The sequence below is a fragment of the Paenibacillus sp. FSL L8-0436 genome, from assembly GCF_038593025.1.
Lineage (GTDB): Bacteria > Bacillota > Bacilli > Paenibacillales > Paenibacillaceae > Paenibacillus_AQ.
Genome location: NZ_CP151955.1, coordinates 2402021 through 2425210 on the forward strand (window position 1 = coordinate 2402021; position 23190 = coordinate 2425210).

Genomic DNA, 23190 nt, shown 5'->3' on the forward strand with positions numbered 1-23190 from the left:
AAACTGTCCTTTCATGGGGGCATTCACGCGCCGACAGCAGTAAACTGCTTCATGGCCAGACGGCGAACAAGCTCGTTTAATCCGAACGTAACTAACAAGGCCACCGCCTGTATGCCCACGGCTTGCTCAATGGAAAGCTCAACGCCTCCAAGGGAGTAATGGCCGGTAAAAACCATTGCAGGCAGGTAGGCCATGTACTGAAACGGCAGGAAGAACTGGATCACCTGAAGCCAGTGCGGAAAAAAATCAAGCGGAATAAGCGCACCCGAAAAAATACCCGACACCAACATAAAAGCGCTTCGTATTCCAGCTGACTGGACAAGCCAAAATGAAGTCAGGCCGATCATGTAGTTCACATAAAAAATCATTAGAAAGGCAAGCAGCACCGACAGAAGCATCCATGGAAAGCTTGCCGGCCGCATATCAACTCCAAAAATAAAAATGAAGATCAATAGGCAGGGTAAAAATTCAAACAGGAAACCGAGAGACCGATGCCCGATCTTCTGAAACAAAGCGAAAGAACGGTGATGAATCGGGCGCAAATGAAAGGTAAGGAATTTACCGGTGCGCACAAGCATGGATAAGTTCCAATCGGCAAAATCCATGACCAGGTAACCGATAAGCGCAGTAGCGCCGAAATAGCGGATCATTTGGGGGAGTCCGATACCGCTGAGCGAAGCATGATCTCCATATACCGCCGTCCAGATAAAATATTGTACCATAAAATATACAGGACCGACGATAATGGACACCATGGAATGAGTGCGGTAGGCACTCCACTCTTTGTAGGTTACCTCCGCCACCGTCCGGCAAATAAGCCATTTGCGTTGCAGGCTATTCATCAGGTGAGTCCAGACCAAATGATATTAGTTACATTAAATAGGCCCTCTGCGTACCAATTATCACCGGTAAAAGGCACAAACCAAACAGCGGCAAGCTGCTCTGTAGGGTCGATGGCCATGCAGCAGGCTCCAGCGCCTTCGTGAAAATAGCTGGTTGGAGAGTAGAGGAAGGCGGGGCCTCTCCTCATATCCAGTCCAATGCCATAGCTCCGGTCTTTGACATCGTTATTCCAGCAATAATCGGGAACCCCGTACAGGGTGCGGGTCGTGATCTTCTCAACCGCTTTGCGGCCGACGATACGGGTACCGCCCAGTGTTCCCATGCCCAGGAGCATGTTGGCGAACCGGATGAGATCGGCTGGCGTAGAGGCCAGACCTCCGCCGGTGCTGGAGACTGTATCCCACAGCTTTTCCTCTGGAGAGACTTCAGGCTGATTACCGTTAATTAGATCGTTCAGCCGCTTCTCATGTCTCTCGTTTCTTATAATGGCGCGTCCGGCTAGCTCCGGAGTCAGTTCCCAAACAGTATCCTTCATGCCAAGAGGCTTCAGGATTTGCTCTTCTATGTACTGTTCAGCGGTTACGCCAGTCACTTTCTTGATGATTTCTCCGAGCAGGCAGAAGCCAAATGAGCAGTACTGCCATTCCTCGCCGACTTTTTTATTGACCCCGCAGCTCAGCGCGGCTGTGATCCAGTCCGGATCCCCATTCTCAGGGTTATACTTTTCGAAATATTCACCGATTAATTGCCAATAGGATTTATGATAGGGAACTAAGCTGCCCGCACAGTCGGGAAACAGGCCCGAGGTATGGGTCAGAAGGCTGTAGATATCGATTTTGTTAAAAGGGTCCACGTTAAACTGCTCCAGGAACTCGCTGACAGGAAGGTCAAACCGGAGAATACCGTCCTCAACAAGCTTGGCCATTGCTACTGAGGTAACGGCTTTGGTAATAGATGCGATATTATGAACGGTTGTCGGTAAAAGCGGCTCCGCCTTGTCTTCCCGGAACGAAAGCGATCCCATAGCACCATGCATAAAGGTCTTTCCATACCTTGAGACGCAGTAAGATGCGGCCTGGATCTTATTTTGATCAATCAGGTTCTGGAAGTGGTTGTGCAAAACCCCGATTCTCGAAGTATCATAACCTACCTCTGCCGGTGAACAGTCGGTAATGCCTGGCGTAAACAGCATACATATATGCCTCCTTGAAATTATTAGCACCATGCAAGGATACCTAATCTATCTAAGCGCTTTCACAGGAACTCGCCTATTCGTGCCGCTCTGCATGGTAATAGCTTTCAGCACGATACCACTTAAGTATATTTCCAGAGTATGGATGTTACAACGGTAAATTTGTATATAACCAAACTTGCCCGGGTGATGTGTTGTGTAAGAATTTTAATAGAGGATGATATTTACAAAGAAGAAAAAGATTGCAAAAATGACGTATAAAAAGGTATAAATATATATGTGACTTGTCCGGTAGAGATGCCGTTTCATTGCTGGATCGAAAGCTTATTGACAACATTTTTAGATTTTTTGCTGACTGATTAAATAATTAAGCAACAGCGGTCGATAAACATCATATACGAATAATGTAATATTCATATTCACTCGATTTGCATGCAGTCTAATAGAATTCTAACAAAAGAGAGGGCTGGCTGTGGACGGAAAATCAAATGCTTCTGCCTTGCCGCGTAACACATTGCTGAATGGCGTCTATCAGATCAAAAAAGTAATATCGCGCAGTGAGCTTGGAATTGTCTATTTGGGAAGGGAAAAGGAGACGGGGAAACCTGTCGCAATAAAGGAGTTTTATCCTTCGGTGCTGGCCCGGCGAAAGGCTGATAAGCGTACGGTTGAAATTAGATTGGGGAATAGCCTGGACAAATATGATGAGCTTCTGCATTCGTTTATGCAGGAGGCGGAGCTTCTTTCTGAATTGAAGCATCCTCATCTTCTGAAGTATCTTGCTCATCTGGAAGCTCACGGGACAGGATATATTATTATGGAGTACTGCCAGGGAACATCTCTGGATAAGTGGCTGAGTGCACGTGGAGCGGTTGACCGCGCATTATTCATCAATCATACCCTGCTGCCATTGGTGGAGACGCTGGAATACATACATACTCAAGGCATTATTCACCGGGATATCAAGCCCTCCAATATTATGATTATGGAGGATGGCACTCCGAAGCTAATTGATTTTGGGTCTGCAGTCCGCCTTCCGCTTAAGGAAGGGGAGAAGCAGACAATCTTTACATCAGCATGTTACTCTCCCTTGGAGCTTTACTCTGAATTGTCACCTCATAATGAAATGTCTGATATATTCAGTCTGGCTGCGCTATTACATTACTGCTTCTGCGGTGAAGCACCTGCCGATGTGAAGCTGCGCTTGTTCGATGAACAAATTCCTGCGGTTAGGACCAAGAATCCGGAAGTCAGCCGCTGGCTGTCGCGAACCGTTCATTGGGGCCTGGCCATGCGGCAGGAACAACGTTGCCCGTCACTCGCCAAGTTCAGGAGGGCACTGCAAGTTCAGTCTTTTCTATGGAAGTGGAAAGGTACAGCAGTACTTGGGAAGGCAGCGATGGATCTGTCGTCCGGAAAGAAATAGGACAACCTCTAAAGGTTGTCCCATACGGTAACCGGTAGTGATCCTGACTTGAGGGTCACTTTTCTTTTGCCTGGAAGCAACGCTCGCACGCCCCCCGGTTATTCTCCACAGCTTATATAGCTTCCGAATCCCTCTGCTGGCCTACATAAATATTAGTTTTTGGCTTAATGGCCTTATAACGAATCTCAATCTCCGTCAGACCATCTTCGAACGTAATATAGAGCCGGTCATTGTATTCAAGCACTTCCTGCTTGCCACGCTCCACAGGGGTTCTCCCATGTACGACGGTGCAGCGGGAATCATGCCGGACGATCAAGGTTTCATTCTTGCCGGCCTTGAACCAGATATTCCCCGCTTCCGGAACATGTTCCCGGATCTCCATCATGTTAAGCAATTCAGCCAGATTCATCCTGCGCTGTTGAAACGAGGTCATCGGCCAGTGGGTCACAGGAATATCCGTACCGCTTGCAGTACTTAGGAAATAACCCTCCAGTCTGCCGCGAAATACTGGCTTTGGTCGCAGCACGAACCAGTACAGCAGTCCGATAGCAATCAGCAACAGTACGGAGAGTACGCCAATACGCAGCATCTTTTCCACCATGGAAGTGATATGTACAGGGATTCGGGCGGTTACTTTGGCGCCTTCATCATCTGTGGCTGTTACTGAGAGATAGGACTTTCCTGAATGCAGCGAAGACAATAAGAGTTGTCCATCTTTGATGTCTGCTTGAGCCAGGCTCCGATCTCCTTGTTCTGTATCCACGGTATAAGTAAGCGAATCCTTATTGGGATCTTCGAAGTAGCTGGTTAAGTCAAGCTCAACAGCTCCGTCATCCTTGGACAAATCAATGGATTTATTCAAAGCGACCGGCGGCAGATTGTTAATCTCGATGACTGCAGTTTTGCCTTCTCTGTAGAAATCCGAACCGTCTACACGGATATGGTATTGGTATGTATTTGATTTAGGAAATATATAGGTGCCCTGAAAGCCGCTTCCCGTATTGGTTAGTGGAATCCGTTCAACTTTGCCTTCTTTGGGTGTTACGATCAGTTCTGCTTTCAGCCGATTGTAAATATCGGTATCCTGTACTTTAGAAGCGCCGTTTATTCCGTATAGTGCAGCCTCGAAGACGGTAGCTTGTCCTTTGAGCACCTTTTGTCCGCCGGATATAGCGGCTTCGGCACGCATATTGTAATTGCCAAGCAGATTGACTTTGACAAGGTCACCGGCATGTCCGCGGAATTTCAGCACGAAATTGCCTTTAACCGGCTTGACGATTTTCATCAGCGAGTATTTATCCGATTGAATGAAGCTTACATTGCTTGATTTGTAATAGAGCTGGGCCTCCGTTACCGGATGCTCCGACAGCATGATAATATTGGCGTCAGCCATGCTGGAATTGGGAATCTCCACGGTGATTTCCTGAAGGGAGCCATTTGCTGTAACGGCTGCTACGGATGTAAGTACGGATTGAATCTGACTGGCAAAGATCTGGTTAAATATTTCAGGCAAATCGTCTGCACTTCCGGTAATAAAAGAGGTGCCGCCCGTCTCACTTGAGATCCGCTCCAATTCACTTGAATTAACCTTGCCTCCATAATTAAGGCCAACGGTGTAAATCGGGTATCCTGATTTTTGGGCCATGTTAATGACTTTGTCCACATCATTTGCAGAATCAGCAAAAGTCCGTCTACCGGAGCTGTTTCCAATATCGGTCTCTCCGTCGGAGAGAAGGATGAGGAAGGGTTGTCTACCGTTTGCCCGGGATTTCTCCAGCAGTTCCGCGCCGCGCCGCAGTCCAAGGCCAAGATCCGTGTAGCCGGTCCGCTTCAAGCTGTCGATCTTGCTCCGTAATTGCTGTCGTGCGCCGGAAGACGTAATATCCGTGAGCGGGACAGAAGCGGTGATCCGGTCGTTGTAGGCCACGAAGCCCAGCCTGGTTTTTTGCCCCCCGCTCATATCCATGAACATGCGGATAACTTCATCGGCTATCCGGTCCTTGTCCGTCTGATTCATGGAGTAGCTGACATCCAGTACAAACATGGCATCCAGACCTCCTGCCGAAGCGGAAGCGGTAGAGTTCTTGCCGGATGATGCGTAGCTGGAAGTCCCGCCGTTCCCTGCCAAGCAACTTGAAATCAGTATCATCACTACTACAATTTTCCTGAGTGATCTAAAGTACATAAGCTGCGGAATCCCCCCTTGTATCTGTTTAGGCCTAAAGTTATTGATGCAGCTCCATAAAATGCTGGGATAAGGTTATCATCGGCAGCTCTTTGAGGGAAAATAAGGAAAAAATACAAAATAGTCCTTTTAGTCTAGTTAGTCATAAAAATGATTAAATGGAACTATATGCCTTTATATTGACAAAAATTATCTTTACTGGTTAAGATGGGTCCCATGAATCTAAAAATTATCGCAGCAAATGGCAGTATTTAGTCGAATGGTGTAACCAAAGACTCACGAATGCATGCCGGGTAACAGAAAATAATGGAGGGGGGAAGGCATCCTCATGAGCCTTTTTTAACATGGGATGCTGCCTGAATGGACATTATCAATCAAACGAACCGAACCTTGCTTTTTGAGGAAATCAACCCGGAAAAGCTCGATTTAATCACCATCGTCGGGGATGTAAAAGGTATCGACAGCTTGAGTGACGATAAGATCAAAGAGATTAATGAGCATCTTCTTGTGCACAATTTTGATGAGTTCCTCGACAAGTTTTCACCGAGCATCTACTCCTTTTTTAATGCGGCGAACCAGAAAGTAATGTACACGCTGAAGAAGCCTGAAGGCATTCCGGATGATACCATTTCAGAGATTAAGATTGATCAGAGCAATGACTTCCTGCGAATGTTGTTCACGCTGATCGATACGAAAAGAAGCCAAGGGATTACGAATGTTGATTTCAAATTTGAAAATTTGCTGGACATGATCTCTCCAAAGAAGGTTATGGATGATATCCGCCAGGTCCGCAAAGAGATTCACTACATGTACGGCCAGTACGACAAGCTGGATGACGGAGATCCCAAAAAACTGGATGTCGGCGATAAACTGAATATTATGTTTGAGGAAGCCAGCCGCAACTATAACAATGTCATGGCTATGCTGCCACTGGCCATCGAGGATATCAAGACTCGGCTGCTGCTCGGCCGGGCGCAGGAGGATACATCTTCCGAATTGATTCAAGTAGGCCAGCTTACCATCGGCGAGAGCGGTGAACTGAAGATCATCGAGGCTCCCAAGAGTGACAGTACCGACCTGATGCTTCTGGATGAAAGCACGAATACAGATCTCACACAGGTATTTGCTGAAGATTACGGCTCTTTGTCCGAATCTCCGTCTACTTATGTGCAGGACCTGGTAGTACGCACATTCTGTCCGCTTCCGGCGGTCCGGGCTGAAGTCAATGCCGCACTGGAAGTACAGAATTACAATACATACCTGGAATTCTACAAGAATGCCAAAGATGATTTCGTCAAGACGGTTAAACCGCTAGTGGAAAAAATACTGGGTGTCAAGATGTTCTTCGACCAGTATGCGGTTAAAAACAAAGGCATGCAGCCTTCGATGCTGATTGCCAACAGCAAGCTGGATATGCTCGTGAAGAGCAGCAATATCCCGCGGCTGGAGACATATTTGAATACAGTGAACTCGAAAAATGAATTCTCCGATACGATCTGGTACGGGATTGTACCTTCCGTTGAGCTAGAGACAACCGGCAAGGTCAAAGTTAGCCGGGAACGTTTTCGCGGAAACGACAAAGTGGTCAAGCAGGATGGCAACAGCATGGAATCACTTACAATGCTGCTCCAAGTGATCAAGGACTACAAGGTGCAGTTGTTCTTCAGTTTCGAGTCTGGCGAGGACACTACGTTCAGCAGTATGGCTACTGCCGGAATCGACAAGTACATTGACAAATGTGCAGGATTGACACGGAAGGAATACAGTGAATTTGCGATCCCGAGTGCACCGAATTTCACGGTGATTCCTAAGGAGAAGTCCGGTGTTATCATTGACAGCAGAATGCTGCAGACCGAGAACGGTGTGGAATTGTCCAAGGATAAAGAAGACATTCTGAAGCTTTGGATCGAGGGTGTCTATATCGGAGCCGCTTATGTTGCCGCTGGTATTGTAGCTGCTTATCAATGTCCTGAATATCTGAGAAGCAACTTTAAGAATGTAAACCGGGAATTTCCGGGGGTACGCTTCGATATCGAAGCGGGAGACAACAGTCTGCGCTCCGTAACAACGATGACCAAGGAAATCTCGGGGTTCACGAATACAATCAAGGACTCCATTAACCGCAAGAACTTCGGATTTATTTTCTCCTCTGAGAACGCACAGCTTCAGGATACGGATATCAAACGGATTACCGTATATAAATCGAGAAGTATGGCTATGTCAGAGGACGGATATGATTCCATTTACAAAACACAGGTGAGTACCTATATCGAACGTTTCCTGCGCTTCCAGACCGGAGATTTCAAGCATGAGAACATAGTGAAGTTCTTCAGCAACAATCCGAGCAGTCAGAAGAGCCGCTGGTTGGGCAAACGCGGATCGGTTAACTCGATCATTCAAGAAGGCGATGATATGAGCTATATTATCGACGAGAAGAGCAACCTGTGCCATATAGATCTGGTCTTCAACGGTAACGTGAAGAATCTTGAGGTCATGATAACCAAGGGAACCAGCACTGTTAAGGCTTAATCATTCATATAACAACGATAAAAGTTTATATTACAGAACTTATTAAGGTATCAGAGGCTTGTTCATCCGAGCTAGCCTTTATACATATTTCAATACTATTTTTCGAGGAGGTTTTTTATTTATGGGTTTTATTTTAAAAGTTGAAGGTGCAGAAACAATCGAACTGGGAATGGACAATATTCGTTCTGTTGTGTACGACACGGACACTCCGGATGATTCAAACGCAAGATCGACCGATGTTGGAGCAACCCTGCGCATCACTGGTAAAATTATCACGGCTACTGACGGCGATAATGCAGATGACACCATCAAGCTGGCGCTCTGGTCTATTGTTCCTGCTGAAAAAGCGGACTGCTACCGCAAAGTAACGCTTGAAGTTATTGCAGCAGACCAAGTAGTGCGCAAGATCCATTTCCCTAACGCATTCGTTGTAGATTACACAGAACGTTACGGGGACACCGAAGGTGTTGGTGAGTTCACACTGTACATCAAACAAAAGAAAGACAAAACCGAACTTACCAAAATCGATGGCGGATTTTCGGCCTAATATTAGGTAATCGGACTGGGACATCGGGCTGCTGTGTCGGCCTGATGTTCAGAACATTAAGGGGCCTTTATGCGCCTCTTAATGTTTATTTATCTCTAAATCGTAACGGGAAGCGGTGAGGCGATTGACAGATTATTATGAAGTGCTTGGTATTGCCCCAAATGCATCATCCGCCGAAGTGAAGCAAGCTTACCGGAAGCTGGCCAAAAAGTATCATCCCGATACGAACGGAGGAGATCCGCAGGCCGCCGAGCGGTTTAAGCAGGTTCATGAGGCCTATAAGGTACTAGGTAATGAAGAGTCAAGGACGGCTTATCAGTCGCAGTCGCGTACAACCCGGGCATCCGGAGAGCCGCCGGAGAAGCCATCCCCAGGCAAGGAGCGGGTCAGTTTTGATCCGGGAAATATGCAAGAGCAGTTCGAACGTTTTTTTGGTTTCCAGCCGAAAAAGGAGAGTGACCGGAGCATCCCCAAACGCTCTGAGCCAGCAAAAAGTATGGAGTCATCGGAGCTGTTTGAGCGCTATTTTGGAATCCGAAAGAAGTGATCCGGCAGTCATTCTGGGGCGTAGCCCGGTAAGGCGGAGGTTATGGGAGTGAAACAAGGAAGGTCGATCTGGACCCTGGTGCTGGATCTATTGATAACAGCCATCTCGGCTGTAATATTCTATTACATATTTGTGGTTGCAAAGGTTAGGGGGGCACAGGTGGTTGCGGCAGCAATCCTTTTGTTGTCAGTAGTCATAATTGCAGTCAGAACAAGACCCAAGAAGATCAAGGCGCAGAACAAGGTCAAACCCGGCAGCAAGGTTGTAAAGCTGGTGCTGCTGAGTGAAGACGGTGAAAGTGTAAAGGAATGGTACATAGAAGGCGAGACAAGTGTTCTGATCGGCAAAAGCTCAAGGCACGGCGAAGCGGATATAGATCTGTCAGATACACCTTATGCTTCTCTGATCAGCGCCCAGCATGCTGTGCTGAACAAAGCATCCGGCAAATGGTACATAGAGGATATTGAATCCTCCAGCGGTGTGGGTATACGGAAAAGCAATCAGAGCAAAGCAGTTAAATTGGAAATCGAGGAACCCAGCCTGCTTGAGGCGGGGGACTTAATTTATATTGCCAACACGAGGATTCTGGTGAAATGAACAACACATGCGGGGGTATGAGAGCGAATGAGTCTGACAAGATGCGCTAACGGACATATGTTCAGCACAAGAAGACACGGCAACACGTGTCCTTACTGTAATCTTACCGTGGAGAGCCCGGCTCCGTCCGGCAGCAAGGGAGCAGCCATTGCTATGGCGTCCCGTCCTTCCGAAGATGACAGAACGATGCCGTATTTGGGAGAGGCTACCGGAATTGAACCGGTGACGGGTTGGCTGGTCTGTATTGAAGGGGCACAAATGGGACAGGACTACCGGATTATGGCGGAGAAGAATTTTATCGGCCGCTCGGAAGAGATGCATGTGCGCATTCTGGGTGACAATACGATCTCCAGACGCAATCATGCGGTGATTGTCTATGATCCGAAGAAACGCAATTTCTACTTGCTGCCCGGTGATGCTTCCGGACTTGCTTATCACAATAACGAGGCGGTATATTCCCCGGTAGAGCTGGCTGCTTATGATGTTATTCAGCTAGGACGAAGCAAGTTTATTTTTGTTCCCCTGTGCGGTGTTCACTTTGAATGGGAGCAGCAGCAATGAATACGCTGAAGCAACTGCTGGATGATAGTGCATTGACCCCATACTGGATGATTGTTGTCTGGATATTGCTGATCTGGCCGCTGATTATGTTCAGGTATCGTATTCAAAAGATGCCGAAGGCTGGCACCGGTTCCGGGGACGGAATCGGGAACGGCCAGACGATCGGTGCGCGTGAAGAGCAGGATGACTATTTTGCGACGGTCAATATGCCTTTTGGATTGCTAGCTGTGCTTGCGGATGGAATCAGCGGTTTAAGCGGGGGAAGGGTGGCCAGTACGGCGGCCGTCCATACTTTTGTTAAAGAATTTCGGGAACTGGAGCGCTTCCCCGATCCGCCGGAATTCTTCGGTGATGCGGCAATGAACGCCAATGGAGAGATCATGAACCAGTTGCACGGAGTGCAGGGAGGGACCACGCTGGTAGCGGCGCTGATCCGCAGTAGTATGCTCTACTGGGGGGCGGTAGGGGACAGCCTGTTGTTCGTATACCGCGGCGGTATTCTGATTCCGGTTAACCATAAGCATACGCTGGAGAACACACTGCAGGAACAGTATCTGTCCGGTGAGATTACCGAGTCGGAGGCGCTAGGCAATCCGCAGCGCAAGACTCTGGTCAATTATCTGGGGTCCGAGAATTTCAGGAGCATGGAGCTGGCAGAAGAACCTTTTCAGCTGTATAAAGGGGACAAGATTATGCTGTGCAGCGACGGGGTGTACAACACGCTCACGGAAATGGAAATGGAGACGATACTGTCCCGGCCGCTGTCACCCTATGATGCTGCTCAGGCCATGATTGATTTGATAGAGGAGAAAAGGCTTGTACATCAGGATAACGCTACAGTCATTATTGTGGAGAGGCGTTGGTAGAACAGGAGATGTCCCGCCGGGTACATAGCATAAATCATCAATACGGGAAATGGGGATACGCATGAGGAAGGAGAACAGCGATTTTTTAATGAGTTTCGTCTCCGAATCGGGTTCTTTTATGACTAACCGGGATTTTTTCGGGTGCGTTGAGCTGGAGGATAAGGCCTGTTATATCATTGCCGATGGATTGGATTCAGATGAAGAGGCTCACAGTGCCGAAATGATTGTGCAGACGATTCTGGAGAGCTTTTTGGAGAAACCCACCCTCTCCCGGCGGCGTTTGACCGATTACATCCGGATTGCCCATGAGTGGCTGCATTATGAGAGCCGAAGAGTCCGTCTGAAGGCCAGTATACTAATTGTGGTGACGGATTATACGAAGATGGTATGGGCATCAGCCGGGAATGCGAGACTTTATCATTTTCGCGGGGAGCGCCTGATCTTGAAAAGCCGGGACCACAGCCTTGCCCAGCAGATGGCAGACGAAGGACAAATTGCCGAGGACAAGATCGATACGAATGATGAACGTGGCAATCTGCTGCAATATGCCGGGATGCCGGGTAAGCTAAAGCCTTATGTCTCCGGGAAGATTCCGCTGGCAGATGGCGATGTGCTGGTGATGTGCACCTCCGGTTTGTGGCAGGCTGTCGAGGACGCGGAGATGATTGATTCTGTTCAGGCGGCGAATGACCCGGTCATGCTGGCGGATACGCTTGAGGAAGTCATGCTCAGCAAACAGCGGATGCGGATAGACAATTATACGGCAGCATGTATCTACGCTAATAAGACCTATCAGGAAGAGCCGAAGAACCGCAAGAAGTGGATCAAACGCATTCTTATTATTCTATTAACGGTGCTTCTGGTAGGTGGCGCCGGGATCTTCTATAAGGTCAAAAGTGCGGCTAAGAAGGCCGAATTAGCTGCCGACATGCTCCAGTACGAACAGAGTGCTGACGTGTATGTTACAGAGCAGGAGTATGTCAAGGCAGTATCCGACTATAGTCTGGGCCGCAACAACTCGATCAAGCTCAAGGACCGGCTTCATAAAAAGCTGCTGACAGACAAAATGGCGGCTGCGCAAAAGCTGGTTGACGGCGAAGCCCACCTCAAGGAGGGGGATATTGTAAAAGCCAAAGCGAGCTATACCAAAGCGCTGGAACTGTCGGAACCGTACAGTATCTTCAAGCGGCAGGCGATTGAAGACAGACTGGGACAGATGACTGCCTTCCAGAAGGTACAGGACTGGCTTCGGGAAGCAGATCTCAAATTCCAGAACGGAGACTCCAGCGGCGCCATTACGCTGTACCTGCGGGCGCGGTCCTCCGCCACAGAGAACGCTTATAAAGAGGCCCTTGCTGAAATTACAACCAAGCTGGAAACGGCGGAAGCCAAAAAATCGGATGTGGAACGGCAAGTAAGTCAGCTCCAGGCTGATAAGCTGGAAGCCAAGGGCGACCGTTACAATGAAGCCGCTGATTACAGCGGGGCGCTCGATGCTTACGCAGCAGCACAAGAGGTCTATCAGAGTATTGATATGCTGGAACGGGTACTGGCAATGGAGCGCAAGATCTCCAAGCTGGAAGAGAAATTGAACCCGCCTGTACCTGCTGTAGACCCGAATGCTGCCGGAGCTGCAGACCTTACGGGAAGTATGGATTTGCCTCTGGTGACTCCAGATGAAAGTACGGATAACAACGGAAGTATCACAGGGAATTCAACTAATAATGAAGCTGGTAAGGGTTTAGAGGAAAGTGCCGCAAAAGGTGCAGCGAGCACAGAACCGGGCAGCGGTGTAGATGCCGCGCTGCCGAAAGAGGAAACGGTCCAGAAATCTGCTGAAGAGGAGGTGCAGCCATGAAAGATATCATTCGTGACCGTCTGAACAAGATGGAGGATCTGGAGCAGCGCCGGATGCTGAAGGATGTAATGACCGGTTTATTTCTGAATTTGGTGGAATATCAGGAGACGCTGAACCGGCAAATTGAGGAGCGCGTCTTCAATGAACTGGAGCCGGAGGAGGTGCGGCATGATGTGTATGCGTCACTCTGTCCCCGGGAAGAGCTTGATCCACTGCATGAATTCCTGTACCCCATGGTCCCAGGCGATTCAGAGCCGCAGTTTATCAATCTGGCTGAAGTTGCGGCTGCCCTATCGAAGCAGGAGGAAATGAAGTTATGTACGCTGTTCCTTCAGTGTGATACCTCACAGATTCGCTCTCTTACCCGGAGCAAGCGCCAGTTCAAGGGTGAGATGATCACCAGCGGAGGCCGGTATGAGATAACAGTCCGGCTGAAGCAGAGCTCAATGTACACCGAACGCATTGAAGAACTGTACCGGATATTCCGTAAAAACAGCCTGCCGTGGAAAACAGTCCACATCCCTTATGCCTACAAATTTATGGACTGCATCCTGATATCCTGCGGTTCGGAGTGGGACAACCAGGAGACGGTGAAGCAGATTTCCATACAGTTGGAGGAATTGGAACCGTATAAACATATGAATCTGGTGCCGATCTGGAATATTCAGAGAATGGAAATGAAGATCGGCGGCTTTCCCGTTCCGGCGGCTGACCGGGTGAATTACGAGCATGTGCTGCCGCTAAGAAGAACAGGCACAGAACACGGATATCTTGTAGATGGCGAGGAAGCAAATATCCGTTATATTAAACGCTCGGAGGAAGAGATTACAGTTGTATCTCCGCTGGATAAATCGGATTCCTGGACCATGCTGAAGGTGACGAGGCCCATGAATTCTGGAATTGGCCGGATGCATTATCCTCTTTTGTCGAACCGCAGACAGGAAGGGTATATCGGCAGATATGTCCGGCAGGCCGGCAGTCCGGTTCGGTCCAAGGGGGGCATTGCCCGTTTGACCGGGGCATTTGAAGTTTCGCGGGAGGTAGAACTGGAGGATGTCAAGATTCTGCCGCCGGGACAGGAGATTCCGCTGACTTATGAACTGAACAGCTTTGTCAGCGACCAGGTCCGCGTACAGACGGATAAGTACCGGATGCGCCTTCTGTTCAGAGCTGTGGCCAGGGACCGATCACTTGCCGGATCCTATCTAAGTGACGATGTGCTCAGCTTCCTCGTCTCTGAAGTTCAGCTAATCTTTCCGGAGTACCGCTGTGAAGGAGCCTGGGTATGAACTATATTTGGGATCTGCTGGTTCGGTCGGGGCGGGCGGGAATGAAGAGGAGCGACATTCACTTTGTTCCGGCGAAAGTGTATTCACCTTATATGGAACTGAGCCATGCTTATCTCAATGCGGCTGCTGTGGAGCAGGAGGTTGAGGTGAACCCGTACTACCGTTTTTATGATATTTTCAGAGACTTGTTCGATCCTAACAACACTGAGGATTCCGAACTGCGTGAGACTTTATTCGATCTGATCATTCATTTCCTGGCTGAACTGGACCTGATGCAGGGGATGAACAAACGGGAATATCAAATCCGCTTCACACTGCGGGAAATGCAGGAGGGAGTCTTCGGAGAACGGATCCGGCAGCGGCTGAAGCTGTTTGGACGGGAAGAGCAGGAAGTCATCGCCGGGCATGTTCTGCGGCTGTTCGATACCGGCGAAGCGGTGCATCTTCTGCGGGAACTGCTGGTCCGGATGTTCCCGCGTTCCACATTGTATGCGAATTGTGAGGATAAGGACGAATTGCTGCTCTATATCGGTGAGGAAGAGCGCCCGGAGACAAGGGAGAAGCTGGAACTGATTTTGGAGCTTTTTTTACCGGTACGCTTCGAAACGGAGATTTACTGGAAACGCCATTTCGGCATTCTCGACGTGGATCACACGATGGTTCAGGATGGCATTGCCTTGTATTAAAGGAGCAAGAAGAGAGGGCAGATTCAGATGCTGCGGGAGCAGCCGCCTAGGAGGTTACGAACATGAACGGTTATACATACAGGTTGCATCCTGATGCTGCGAGCCGTGAACGCATTCGGGGAACCACCCGATATACGCGGGCAGAGCTTATGGACATGACGACCTTTCAGCTTCGCAACATTTGCTACAAAGAACGGATGGTAGAAGGGCTGGGTCCGCAGACGGACCGCGAAGAGTTGATCCGGATTATCCTGAAATTTCTGGGAGCGGATGATGTACTGTGTATCGGCCGTGTGCATAAGGGCGGGTTCGAACGGATTCAGCAGGCGATCAACCGCCATATGACCTCGCCGCTAAGCAGTGATGGCGGGATTAGTGTTCCCGCACGTCTGATTCTGTACGAAGGGCTTAAGGTGGACAGGCTGGACCGCTACATCGTTACTGCAGCAGGAGGGCTTACGGACTCCAATGTGCTGCTGGTGAACGAAAGTATGGAGCTGTGCGGGATTTTCAATCTGGAGCAGGATGAAGCCGTGCCGGGCACCTTCTACTTAACCGCCGACAGTGGAGCGAGGTGGGAGAGAAGCAGGAACCGCCAGTACAGTCTATTGTTCTTCCGCAAGCGTGACTCGGAGTATTTGTACAAGATTTATTATTCGGACAAGCCGCTGCCGCCTGTTAACATTCAATATACCAAAATTCCGCTAGCCCATCTGGACATCCGTGAGCTGGAACAGACGCAAGCCGTGCTTGCCATCGATTTTGGCACCTCCAATACGACGGCGGGTGCTTATTTGCATAGAGGTTATATTCAGGAACCCAGCAGCCAGGACCTTCTGAACGGACGTGTACGCCTGGAAGAGATTAATTATGTGACCTTTCCGGATACAACCTTTAAGAATACGGACTGGATTGAAGTGCTCCCGACAGCAGTCAGCATCGCAGATTGCTCAGAACCCGGCAATATCCTGTACGAATTCGGATATGAAGCACTGAAGAGCATGCGCAGGGGGGGCTACAGCAGCCGGGCCAGTGTCTTCCGCGGTATCAAGCGTTGGATCAGCGATTACAGTAAACAGGAGGAAGTAGTGGATGCCCAGGGCAATGCAGCTGTAGTGACGCGTCTGGATATTGTGCGTGCCTACCTTGAACATGTAATTCTGACGGCGGAGCACCAGTTCAAATGCAGATTCAAACGGCTGCATCTGTCCGCTCCTGTGAAGATGAAGGCCCAGTTCCTTGAGATGTTCAGCGAGATTCTGCCCGAATACGAAATCGAGAGCGAGCATGCCCTCGATGAAGGAATGTCAGTGCTCTACAACACGATTGCCGACGGTATCGAACGCAATGCCTTTATGGAGGGCGTGCCGTATCAAGCTCTGGTAATTGATTGCGGCGGGGGCACAACCGACCTTTCCTCCTGCCGCTTTACTGTGGAAGACGGACAGATTGCTTACAAGCTGGACATCCACACCACCTACGAGAATGGGGATACCAATTTCGGCGGCAATAATATCACTTACAGAATTATGCAGTTCATGAAGATTGTCTTCGCGGATTATTACTCCGGACGGCGGGCCGCAACCGATATTGACAGCCTGATTGCAGCACCGGGGGCAGATGTGTTCCGCCAGGTCGATGAAGCGGGAGTCCAGAGTGTATATGCGGAGCTCGATCGCCGGTATTTGGAGGCGGAGCAGATTATTCCTACAGCCTACGCCCACCGGGAGCATCGTTCACGGGACGAATATTTGCGGGTCCGCGGAAATTTCCATTTTCTCTGGGAGATTGCTGAAGAGATGAAGCAGCAATTCTTCCGCAAGACCGGCATGCTCCGCAACCGATTCCACTCCGCCATCGAGGACGGACAGGACAGCGATTTGCAGATTACCACGATGGAGCGCTGGTTCCTGTCCGTGGTGCGGAACGGCGAACTCCGTGATGAATTTGAATTTCCGGATGTGGTCTTTAACATCAAGGAGATAACCCAGCTCATCAAGGCGGATATTTATGACGTAGTCCGGAAGTTCCTGGAGGAGTTCTACCGGGAGGGAAGGCTTGGCCAGTATTCGATGATTAAGCTGACAGGCCAGTCCTGCCGGATCGATGTTTTCCGGGAAGCGCTGAAGGAGTTCGTGCCGGGGCGCAGTATAGAATTCCGCCAGAAACCGGCGGAAGGCCGTGTTCCTGATCTGAAGCTGGCTTGCCTGCGGGGAGCGATCCGCTATCTCAGTGCCAGAAAGACGGGGGCAATTCAGGCGGAAATCACCCATGAGGCGGCGGTCATTCCTTATACGGTCAGCGCGTATACCCACAACCTCCGGCAGAAGGTATTGATTAACAGTCTGGAGCGGAGTGACGGTCTGCCCGGCAGCATTTCCCGGCCGTTCGAGACGGCCGAGGTCGAGCTGTATGTCAGCGGCAGCGACGGGACCCTGCGGCAGAAATGTGTATACGTCAATCGTAAGGAGAATTACGAGCAGGTGGTGTACGAGGACATCCAGTCCCGCTTTGGTACGAAGATTCCGCAGGACGATACGGATTCCATTATGAACGGGGAGACGAAGTTCTTCGTGTTCGCGGATCATTCGCATTGGGGTTTCCATGTCCTGCCTGTGGCCCGCCGTGATGAGCAATTGCTGCTGGGTCACAAAAGGCTGTTCGCCTATGAGAATGAATCCTCGGAACTGGACTTTTTTGATGGACTGAAGTAAAAAGGCAAGTCTGGGAAAGGAGCGCCGCAAATGTTCACCTATACTTACCCTGAGTTTCATAAGGGACGGATTCTAAAGACCCGGATGCTTGAGGATCTGCGTGATTTCCCCCGGCAGTTTTGGGAGCTGTACTACAGGGATTATGCAGATGGAATTGTGTCTGGGGCAGAGGTGGAGGTACACGCCGAACGGTTATCGGTAAGCCCCGGCATACTTATGCATGAGAGGCGGCTCTATATGATGACGGAGCCGGCGGAAATTGCTTATAAGGCCACAGGTCAAGAGACTGTTCTGAAGCTCCGCTTCACAGAGCTGGAGACAGGTCATGACCTGTCTCTGGGGCAGACCTCGCTTGCACTGGAAGATGCGGCGTCCGGGACCGGTTCCCATGAGATGGAGCTCGCCCGCTTCAAGCTGAAGGAAGGGGCCAGATTGCGCAAGGATTACCAGAGCTTCGCGGATCTGGCCACCGAATACAATACGCTCCAGGTGGTGCAGGTTCCCTATGCGGCTCCCGGTGCCAGTACCCTTCCTCCGGCTGTGCTTCAGGACTATGCTCAGCGCCTTATGCGTACCGGTACGCCGGATCCGCATGATGTGATGTTCGGTATGCTGTGTATGAATGAAGGTGTCATCGCCCGGAGCGTTATCCTGCATTATATTGCGAGCCGGCTGGGACAGGAATACCGGGATTATCCGAGCCTGCAGATTCACCGCTATCTGGACCGGATTCTCACAAATGCGCGCGGAGGACAGGGACATAAGGGGCAAGCCCACGGGGGTATGCAGCGGATGCTGGTGGAGTAGAGCGGCTGCGCATCAATCGACTATTGGAAGGATGGGGTGAAGATGGAGCATTGGGATGAGAAGATTGTGTCCATGCTTAACGGCAATACAGGCGGACAGCCTACGGATAATTACGGAGTGATTCCGGAAGAGGCTGGACCGGATTTAACCGCACCCGTGGTGCAGATTGGAGACGAGCCGCACACCTTTGTGGAAACGGAGCTGCTGGACGGTGCGATGCGCATGCTGCTCCCGAAGACATTTAAGCTCATGAGTAAGGAGATGGCAAAGCGGAAATATCCTTCTGAGCATCGACCCAGTGTTATATATACGACTTCCAATGCCAGAATTAACATTGCCATCAATCACACCATGAACCCGCTGCCGGAGGACGAGCTGTCCGATTTCAAGAAGGCCATGATCCAGATGCTGCGCCGGACGCAGAAGCTGACGAAATGGTATGGAGACCATGAGTTCAGCATTAACGGCAAGCCGGTCGCCACTTGTGAATTTTTGACCCCGGCGGTTAATGCCAATCTGTATAATCTGATTCTGTTCGCTTCACTTGAGGATCGGGCACTGATGTGTACCTTTAACTGTACGGACGAGGAGCTTGATGACTGGAAGCCGGTCGCACTGGCCATGATGAAATCCATTCAGTTCATTCCACAGAAGGAAGGAGACGAGTCTCATGAGTGAACCAGCCTTATCTTACGATAATCTGCGGGTTAGCCCGTTTGAACTGGTCAGTCTGCAGGAGTTAACCATTACGAAGCAAATGAATGAGCACACCTATGTGAAATTCACCGGTATTGTGGATGAAGAGAAGAAGGACAGCTATGTCCGGCTGAGCTCATCAAATACAGTGGTGGAGATCACGCAGGTGAATGAAGAAGGCGGCAGCTGGGTGCTGTTCAGCGGACTCATTCTGAATTTGAGTGTGTCGGTGAACCGCGGGGTCCACATCCTTGAAGTGGAGGGGGTCTCCCATACCCATGAGTTGGACATTCGCAAGAAAAGCCGTTCCTTCCAGAACCACAGCATGACTTACCCGCAGCTTCTGGATCAGATCGCGGAGGGTTATGCCAATATTGATATTATGGACGCGGCAACGGATGGAGCGGCTATCGGCAAGTTCACGCTCCAGTATGAAGAGACAGACTGGCAGTTTCTGAAGCGGATCGCTTCACGTCTGCGTACCGGTCTGATGCCTGCATCGGTCTTTGATACGCCGAAGTTCTATTTTGGCGTGTTCGATACCTCCTCGAAAGGCAAGCTGCAGGATTTTAACTACCGGGTTCGCAAAAGAATGGACAAATTCCGTTACACTACGCAGAATACGTCAGCCAAGGTAGGCGAGGATGATTTCATATATTATGAGGTCGAGACGGGCCGGGTACTGGATCTGGGCAATGCGATCGAATTCAAAGGCAAGCTGCTGTATGTATACGAAGCTTACACTGAAATGAAGAAGGGCCTGCTTCGTCACCGCTATATTTTAAGCTCGCGTCATGGACTTCGCCAGAATACTTTTTATAATGACAAAATTATCGGAGTTTCGCTGCAAGGCCAGGTAATCGGGATCAACAAGGACAAGCTCAAAATTCATCTCTACATCGATTCGGAGCAGCAGGCAGGAGAGGCGCATGACTTTCCGTATTCATCTGTGTACACGGCAGAAGGCAACAGCGGCTGGTACGTCATGCCGGAGAAGGGCGATCATGTTCGGGTGTATTTTCCGGGGAACAAGGAGGAAGAAGGGGTAGCAACCAGCTCGGTGCGGCAAAATGCCGAAGAAGGCGAGAGCAACAAGCTGAGCAACCCTGACCACAAGTTCTTCCGCACACCGGCCGGCAAGGAGCTGAAGATGACGCCGGATGAGGTGATTGTGACCGGCAAGGACGGAGAGATCTACATCCGGCTTAGTGAGGGCGGCGGGATCGAGATTATCAGCAGCAAGCTGATCAAGCTCAATGCTAAGGAAGATATCATGATGAGCGCGGATAAAAGCATTGTCATTTCCGCCAAGGATCAGCTCAGCCTTATCTGTAAGGACAGCAGCCTGAAGATGGACGGCACGACTGCTTTAAGCGGAACTGAAGTACGTACGAACTAAGCTAAGATGTGCAGATAACATCCTATAAACAACGGTTTAGTTTCGCTATGAAGGAAAGCCTAAACTGGAGCAAGCGATAACAGGAGGGGAAGCTGTTGGCTCAGACTGCTGTGATGGAGATGTTTATGGAAGAAATTCTGGAACCGGTTCGTAACCGGGTGCTGCTGCATTGGGAGCAGCTGTATCAGGCCAACCGCAAGCCTCTACAGGAGGCGTTCATCCGCCACTTTGACAAGCTGTGCCGGGAGGTGGCGGAGCTGCAGAGCATAGGAGAGAAAGGAGCCATCGGGCATTTCACCTATTCGATGCTTCGGACCCGGCTGCAGGAAGGACACGGAGTCTATCTGGTGGAGGTTTCGGATGAGACGTGGCTGTTTGATCCTGCTTCTGTGGCGGGTGAGTATGATGCTTCTTGGGCATTCGGCTATCTGGATGAGCTCCAGCTGCTGCTGGAGGAGGAAAGACAACGCCCGGGTTCCCCGTATACCGGAGGTATCAGCCGTCCCGACCTGGAGAAGCTGCTGTTGCGTGAATCGCAGCATGGGCATCAATATGTCATTGCACTGCTCCGCTCGGCGATGCCGGAGGCGATGCTTACCGAGGGATTCCGTGAGCTGGAGCAATGCGGAATTGTTGAAGTGCGTGTGGGCGAGTATCTCGATATCAGCGAGTCTGTCTACCGCAAGGATAGCGACCCTACGGATGAGACCGAGATTCGGAAATGGCTGGCTGAGCGGATCGAAGGTGCTTACGGATACGGCGCGCTGGAGCGGCTGGATCTGGCAGGCGGAGATTACAGTGAAATGGATTTTCGTTATTCTGCCTTTCGCGAGAGCGCTTTTGGCGGTAGCAGCTTCGCAGAGAGCAATCTGGTGGGTACAGTCTGGGAAGGCTGCGATTTGACGGATACGGAATGGAATCAGGGGTGGCTGCACGGTGCAAGCTTCGAGAATTGTCGTCTGGTGGGGGCATTATTTCATCGGGTGGAGGCAGATTGCGGGCTTCCTGATCCAGGGAATTGGGAGATTCCGGGCTTCCAAGAAGTATCCTTTGCCGGAGCAGACTTAAGCGAGGCTGAATTTGTTCTGGCCAAGCTGCGGGGGGCCAGATTCACGGGGGCGAAGCTGACCGGAGCGATCCTTGGATGGTGCGATCTGACCGATGCGGATTTCCGGGGAGCTGATCTGCGTGGAACGAACTTCTCAGGCTCCTGCTTAATGGGAGTGCAGATGGACACGGGTGCATGCAGCTTGCTCAGCGAACGTCCGGAAATGCCGGAACTTCCGTTCACTGAAGAAGCCATTACGGATTGGCTGAAGGAGGAACATCAATGAGAAACGACTGGTTCCAGCTCTCACAGGACATGCGTGTGCGGGGGGCACTTGAACCGCGTGGTGTAAAAGAAGCCATCCGTCCGGAATGGCTGAAGGGGGAGGATTTACGGGAACTGGAGCGGGCTAATTTGCATTTTGCGCTGCAGCCCAGTCACCAGCCGGTGGCTGTGGACCTCATTGAGCGGCCCTATCCGCTGTGGTCTGATCCTCTGAAGCAGCTGCTTCAGACCTTTGCCCCGCGCCTGATCTTCCGTCTAGCCGGACTAATGGACGCCGAACGAGAGCAGCTGTACCCCTATTGGTTCCTGGTTCCACCGCAGCTTGCCTGTCTGAACGAAGACAGCCAGTTCGACAGCAGCGGCCGCCTTACCCGGCTGAAGGTAGATGCGGACTGCTTGCAGACCTGCATCTGGCCGATTGTCCAGGCCGTGGATAATCGGCTGCACGAGAATGTGTTCCTGATCAACCTCGCCCTCGCGGAAGCCATTTTGCGCAGGGACTTTACTGGGTTATGTATGCAGCGGGTAGAGATGACAACAGCGGAGCCGATGGTTTGAGGCAAATGGAAATCGTTTATTGTAGGCACTTCAACTAACATAGGCAGTTGAATTTAGGAGGGAAGCTCTATGGCAGAAATCAAAGGAATAACGAGACCGGATGTTGTGGAACAGGACGGAGGAGGGGCAGAGCCGAGCTACGTGGTTGCCGGGGCAATCTTAAGCTGTACATGCGGAACTCAGCTGAATCGCTTGAAAATCCCTTATAGCCACGGCGTACACCTGAAAGAAAAAGCACAGCTGAATGTGGAGGACAAGAACCCGATGATCCACATTATGCCATTCGGGAATTGTACCAGCTTATTGAACCCGGCTGTTCAGATCGGGCAACTCGATATTGAAGGGAGGAAGAAGGCGCCGTGTGTTCCGGGGATTTCGACTTCGTGGATGGACGGAAAAACAGATGTGCTTGTGGATGGACACCCCGCGCTGCTCAGTACATGTGTGAACCAGTGTGTTTATGGGGGACGAATTGTGATCGAGGATGACGGTCAGGAGCTTGGGGGATCGAGCCTGGAGGGGACGACGAGCGGGTTCGGCGGGGCCATCCGGTAATG

Annotated in this window: 20 protein-coding genes; 17 read left to right on the plus strand and 3 right to left on the minus strand. The window is 50.4% G+C overall.

Features of this window, described 5'->3' with window-relative positions:
- Positions 1-23: 23 nt before the first annotated feature.
- Together NSS79_RS10860 and NSS79_RS10865 are read right to left on the minus strand one after the other, a co-directional pair.
- A complete protein-coding gene (locus NSS79_RS10860; RefSeq protein ID WP_342439366.1) occupies positions 24-842 on the minus strand; it encodes an ABC-2 family transporter protein in 819 nt (272 codons plus the stop codon).
- Positions 842-2035: a serine hydrolase gene (locus NSS79_RS10865; RefSeq protein ID WP_342439367.1), complete on the minus strand. Its 1194-nt coding sequence runs from the start codon at positions 2033-2035 to the stop codon at positions 842-844. The genes NSS79_RS10860 and NSS79_RS10865 overlap by 1 nt, the downstream gene beginning before the upstream one ends.
- Positions 2036-2507: 472 nt before the next feature.
- Between NSS79_RS10865 and NSS79_RS10870 the strand changes: the two genes are divergently transcribed.
- On the plus strand, positions 2508-3461 hold the full coding sequence (locus NSS79_RS10870; RefSeq protein ID WP_342439368.1) for a serine/threonine-protein kinase: 954 nt from the start codon (positions 2508-2510) through the stop codon (positions 3459-3461).
- Positions 3462-3573: 112 nt separating this feature from the next.
- On the opposite strand, the gene NSS79_RS10875 is transcribed toward NSS79_RS10870, so the two are convergent.
- Positions 3574-5610 carry a VWA domain-containing protein gene (locus NSS79_RS10875; protein ID WP_342440342.1) on the minus strand — a complete coding sequence of 679 codons (2037 nt, stop codon included), beginning with the start codon at positions 5608-5610 and terminating at the stop codon, positions 3574-3576.
- Positions 5611-6006: 396 nt separating this feature from the next.
- On the opposite strand from NSS79_RS10875, the gene NSS79_RS10880 reads away from it, so the two are divergent.
- From NSS79_RS10880 to NSS79_RS10955, 16 genes are all read left to right on the plus strand, one after another.
- The gene (locus tag NSS79_RS10880) at positions 6007-8175 is read left to right on the plus strand and encodes a transcriptional regulator (RefSeq protein WP_341091517.1); all 2169 of its coding nucleotides are present in this window, start codon (positions 6007-6009) and stop codon (positions 8173-8175) included.
- Positions 8176-8296: 121 nt separating this feature from the next.
- Positions 8297-8722 carry a hypothetical protein gene (locus NSS79_RS10885; protein ID WP_038589056.1) on the plus strand — a complete coding sequence of 142 codons (426 nt, stop codon included), beginning with the start codon at positions 8297-8299 and terminating at the stop codon, positions 8720-8722.
- Between the two features lie 124 nt (positions 8723-8846).
- Complete coding sequence (locus NSS79_RS10890) at positions 8847-9269, plus strand: DnaJ domain-containing protein (protein WP_342439369.1); 423 nt, start codon at positions 8847-8849, stop codon at positions 9267-9269.
- Positions 9270-9317: 48 nt separating this feature from the next.
- Positions 9318-9866 carry an FHA domain-containing protein gene (locus NSS79_RS10895; RefSeq protein WP_342439370.1) on the plus strand — a complete coding sequence of 183 codons (549 nt, stop codon included), beginning with the start codon at positions 9318-9320 and terminating at the stop codon, positions 9864-9866.
- Positions 9867-9893: 27 nt separating this feature from the next.
- The gene (locus NSS79_RS10900; protein WP_038589064.1) at positions 9894-10427 is read left to right on the plus strand and encodes an FHA domain-containing protein; all 534 of its coding nucleotides are present in this window, start codon (positions 9894-9896) and stop codon (positions 10425-10427) included.
- Positions 10424-11293: a protein phosphatase 2C domain-containing protein gene (locus tag NSS79_RS10905; RefSeq protein WP_342439371.1), complete on the plus strand. Its 870-nt coding sequence runs from the start codon at positions 10424-10426 to the stop codon at positions 11291-11293. Before NSS79_RS10900 ends, NSS79_RS10905 begins: the two co-directional genes overlap by 4 nt.
- A gap of 88 nt (positions 11294-11381) precedes the next feature.
- A complete protein-coding gene (locus tag NSS79_RS10910; protein WP_342439372.1) occupies positions 11382-13151 on the plus strand; it encodes a serine/threonine protein phosphatase in 1770 nt (589 codons plus the stop codon).
- Positions 13148-14440, plus strand: coding sequence for a normocyte-binding protein (locus NSS79_RS10915; RefSeq protein WP_342439373.1), 1293 nt, complete (start codon positions 13148-13150; stop codon positions 14438-14440). Before NSS79_RS10910 ends, NSS79_RS10915 begins: the two co-directional genes overlap by 4 nt.
- Complete coding sequence (locus NSS79_RS10920) at positions 14437-15126, plus strand: iron-dependent peroxidase (RefSeq protein WP_342439374.1); 690 nt, start codon at positions 14437-14439, stop codon at positions 15124-15126. Before NSS79_RS10915 ends, NSS79_RS10920 begins: the two co-directional genes overlap by 4 nt.
- A gap of 62 nt (positions 15127-15188) precedes the next feature.
- Positions 15189-17840: a molecular chaperone gene (locus NSS79_RS10925; RefSeq protein WP_038589071.1), complete on the plus strand. Its 2652-nt coding sequence runs from the start codon at positions 15189-15191 to the stop codon at positions 17838-17840.
- Positions 17841-17870: 30 nt separating this feature from the next.
- Positions 17871-18647, plus strand: a complete 777-nt coding sequence (locus NSS79_RS10930; protein ID WP_342439375.1) for a DNA and RNA helicase — start codon at positions 17871-17873, stop codon at positions 18645-18647.
- A 42-nt stretch (positions 18648-18689) separates the two neighbouring features.
- Positions 18690-19325, plus strand: coding sequence for a hypothetical protein (locus NSS79_RS10935; protein WP_342439376.1), 636 nt, complete (start codon positions 18690-18692; stop codon positions 19323-19325).
- Positions 19318-20742 carry a hypothetical protein gene (locus NSS79_RS10940; RefSeq protein WP_342439377.1) on the plus strand — a complete coding sequence of 475 codons (1425 nt, stop codon included), beginning with the start codon at positions 19318-19320 and terminating at the stop codon, positions 20740-20742. Before NSS79_RS10935 ends, NSS79_RS10940 begins: the two co-directional genes overlap by 8 nt.
- 95 nt (positions 20743-20837) lie before the next feature.
- Positions 20838-22076, plus strand: coding sequence for a pentapeptide repeat-containing protein (locus NSS79_RS10945; RefSeq protein WP_342439378.1), 1239 nt, complete (start codon positions 20838-20840; stop codon positions 22074-22076).
- On the plus strand, positions 22073-22633 hold the full coding sequence (locus NSS79_RS10950) for a hypothetical protein (protein ID WP_038589080.1): 561 nt from the start codon (positions 22073-22075) through the stop codon (positions 22631-22633). The genes NSS79_RS10945 and NSS79_RS10950 overlap by 4 nt, the downstream gene beginning before the upstream one ends.
- 69 nt (positions 22634-22702) lie before the next feature.
- Entirely contained in the window at positions 22703-23188 is a 486-nt protein-coding gene (locus tag NSS79_RS10955) for a DUF4280 domain-containing protein (protein WP_342439379.1), read from the plus strand.
- The last annotated feature ends 2 nt before the right edge of the window (positions 23189-23190 follow it).

Bases quoted from the DNA above. Each gene is read 5' to 3' on its own strand.
- NSS79_RS10860 (WP_342439366.1), bottom strand. From the start codon at position 842: ATGAATAGCCTGCAACGCAAATGGCTTATTTGCCGGACGGTGGCGGAG.
- NSS79_RS10865 (WP_342439367.1), bottom strand. From the start codon at position 2,035: ATGCTGTTTACGCCAGGCATTACCGACTGTTCACCGGCAGAGGTAGGT.
- NSS79_RS10875 (WP_342440342.1), bottom strand. From the start codon at position 5,610: ATGATACTGATTTCAAGTTGCTTGGCAGGGAACGGCGGGACTTCCAGC.
- NSS79_RS10880 (WP_341091517.1), top strand. From the start codon at position 6,007: ATGGACATTATCAATCAAACGAACCGAACCTTGCTTTTTGAGGAAATC.
- NSS79_RS10885 (WP_038589056.1), top strand. From the start codon at position 8,297: ATGGGTTTTATTTTAAAAGTTGAAGGTGCAGAAACAATCGAACTGGGA.
- NSS79_RS10900 (WP_038589064.1), top strand. From the start codon at position 9,894: ATGAGTCTGACAAGATGCGCTAACGGACATATGTTCAGCACAAGAAGA.
- NSS79_RS10905 (WP_342439371.1), top strand. From the start codon at position 10,424: ATGAATACGCTGAAGCAACTGCTGGATGATAGTGCATTGACCCCATAC.
- NSS79_RS10910 (WP_342439372.1), top strand. From the start codon at position 11,382: ATGAGTTTCGTCTCCGAATCGGGTTCTTTTATGACTAACCGGGATTTT.
- NSS79_RS10915 (WP_342439373.1), top strand. From the start codon at position 13,148: ATGAAAGATATCATTCGTGACCGTCTGAACAAGATGGAGGATCTGGAG.
- NSS79_RS10920 (WP_342439374.1), top strand. From the start codon at position 14,437: ATGAACTATATTTGGGATCTGCTGGTTCGGTCGGGGCGGGCGGGAATG.
- NSS79_RS10925 (WP_038589071.1), top strand. From the start codon at position 15,189: ATGAACGGTTATACATACAGGTTGCATCCTGATGCTGCGAGCCGTGAA.
- NSS79_RS10930 (WP_342439375.1), top strand. From the start codon at position 17,871: ATGTTCACCTATACTTACCCTGAGTTTCATAAGGGACGGATTCTAAAG.
- NSS79_RS10935 (WP_342439376.1), top strand. From the start codon at position 18,690: ATGGAGCATTGGGATGAGAAGATTGTGTCCATGCTTAACGGCAATACA.
- NSS79_RS10940 (WP_342439377.1), top strand. From the start codon at position 19,318: ATGAGTGAACCAGCCTTATCTTACGATAATCTGCGGGTTAGCCCGTTT.
- NSS79_RS10950 (WP_038589080.1), top strand. From the start codon at position 22,073: ATGAGAAACGACTGGTTCCAGCTCTCACAGGACATGCGTGTGCGGGGG.
- NSS79_RS10955 (WP_342439379.1), top strand. From the start codon at position 22,703: ATGGCAGAAATCAAAGGAATAACGAGACCGGATGTTGTGGAACAGGAC.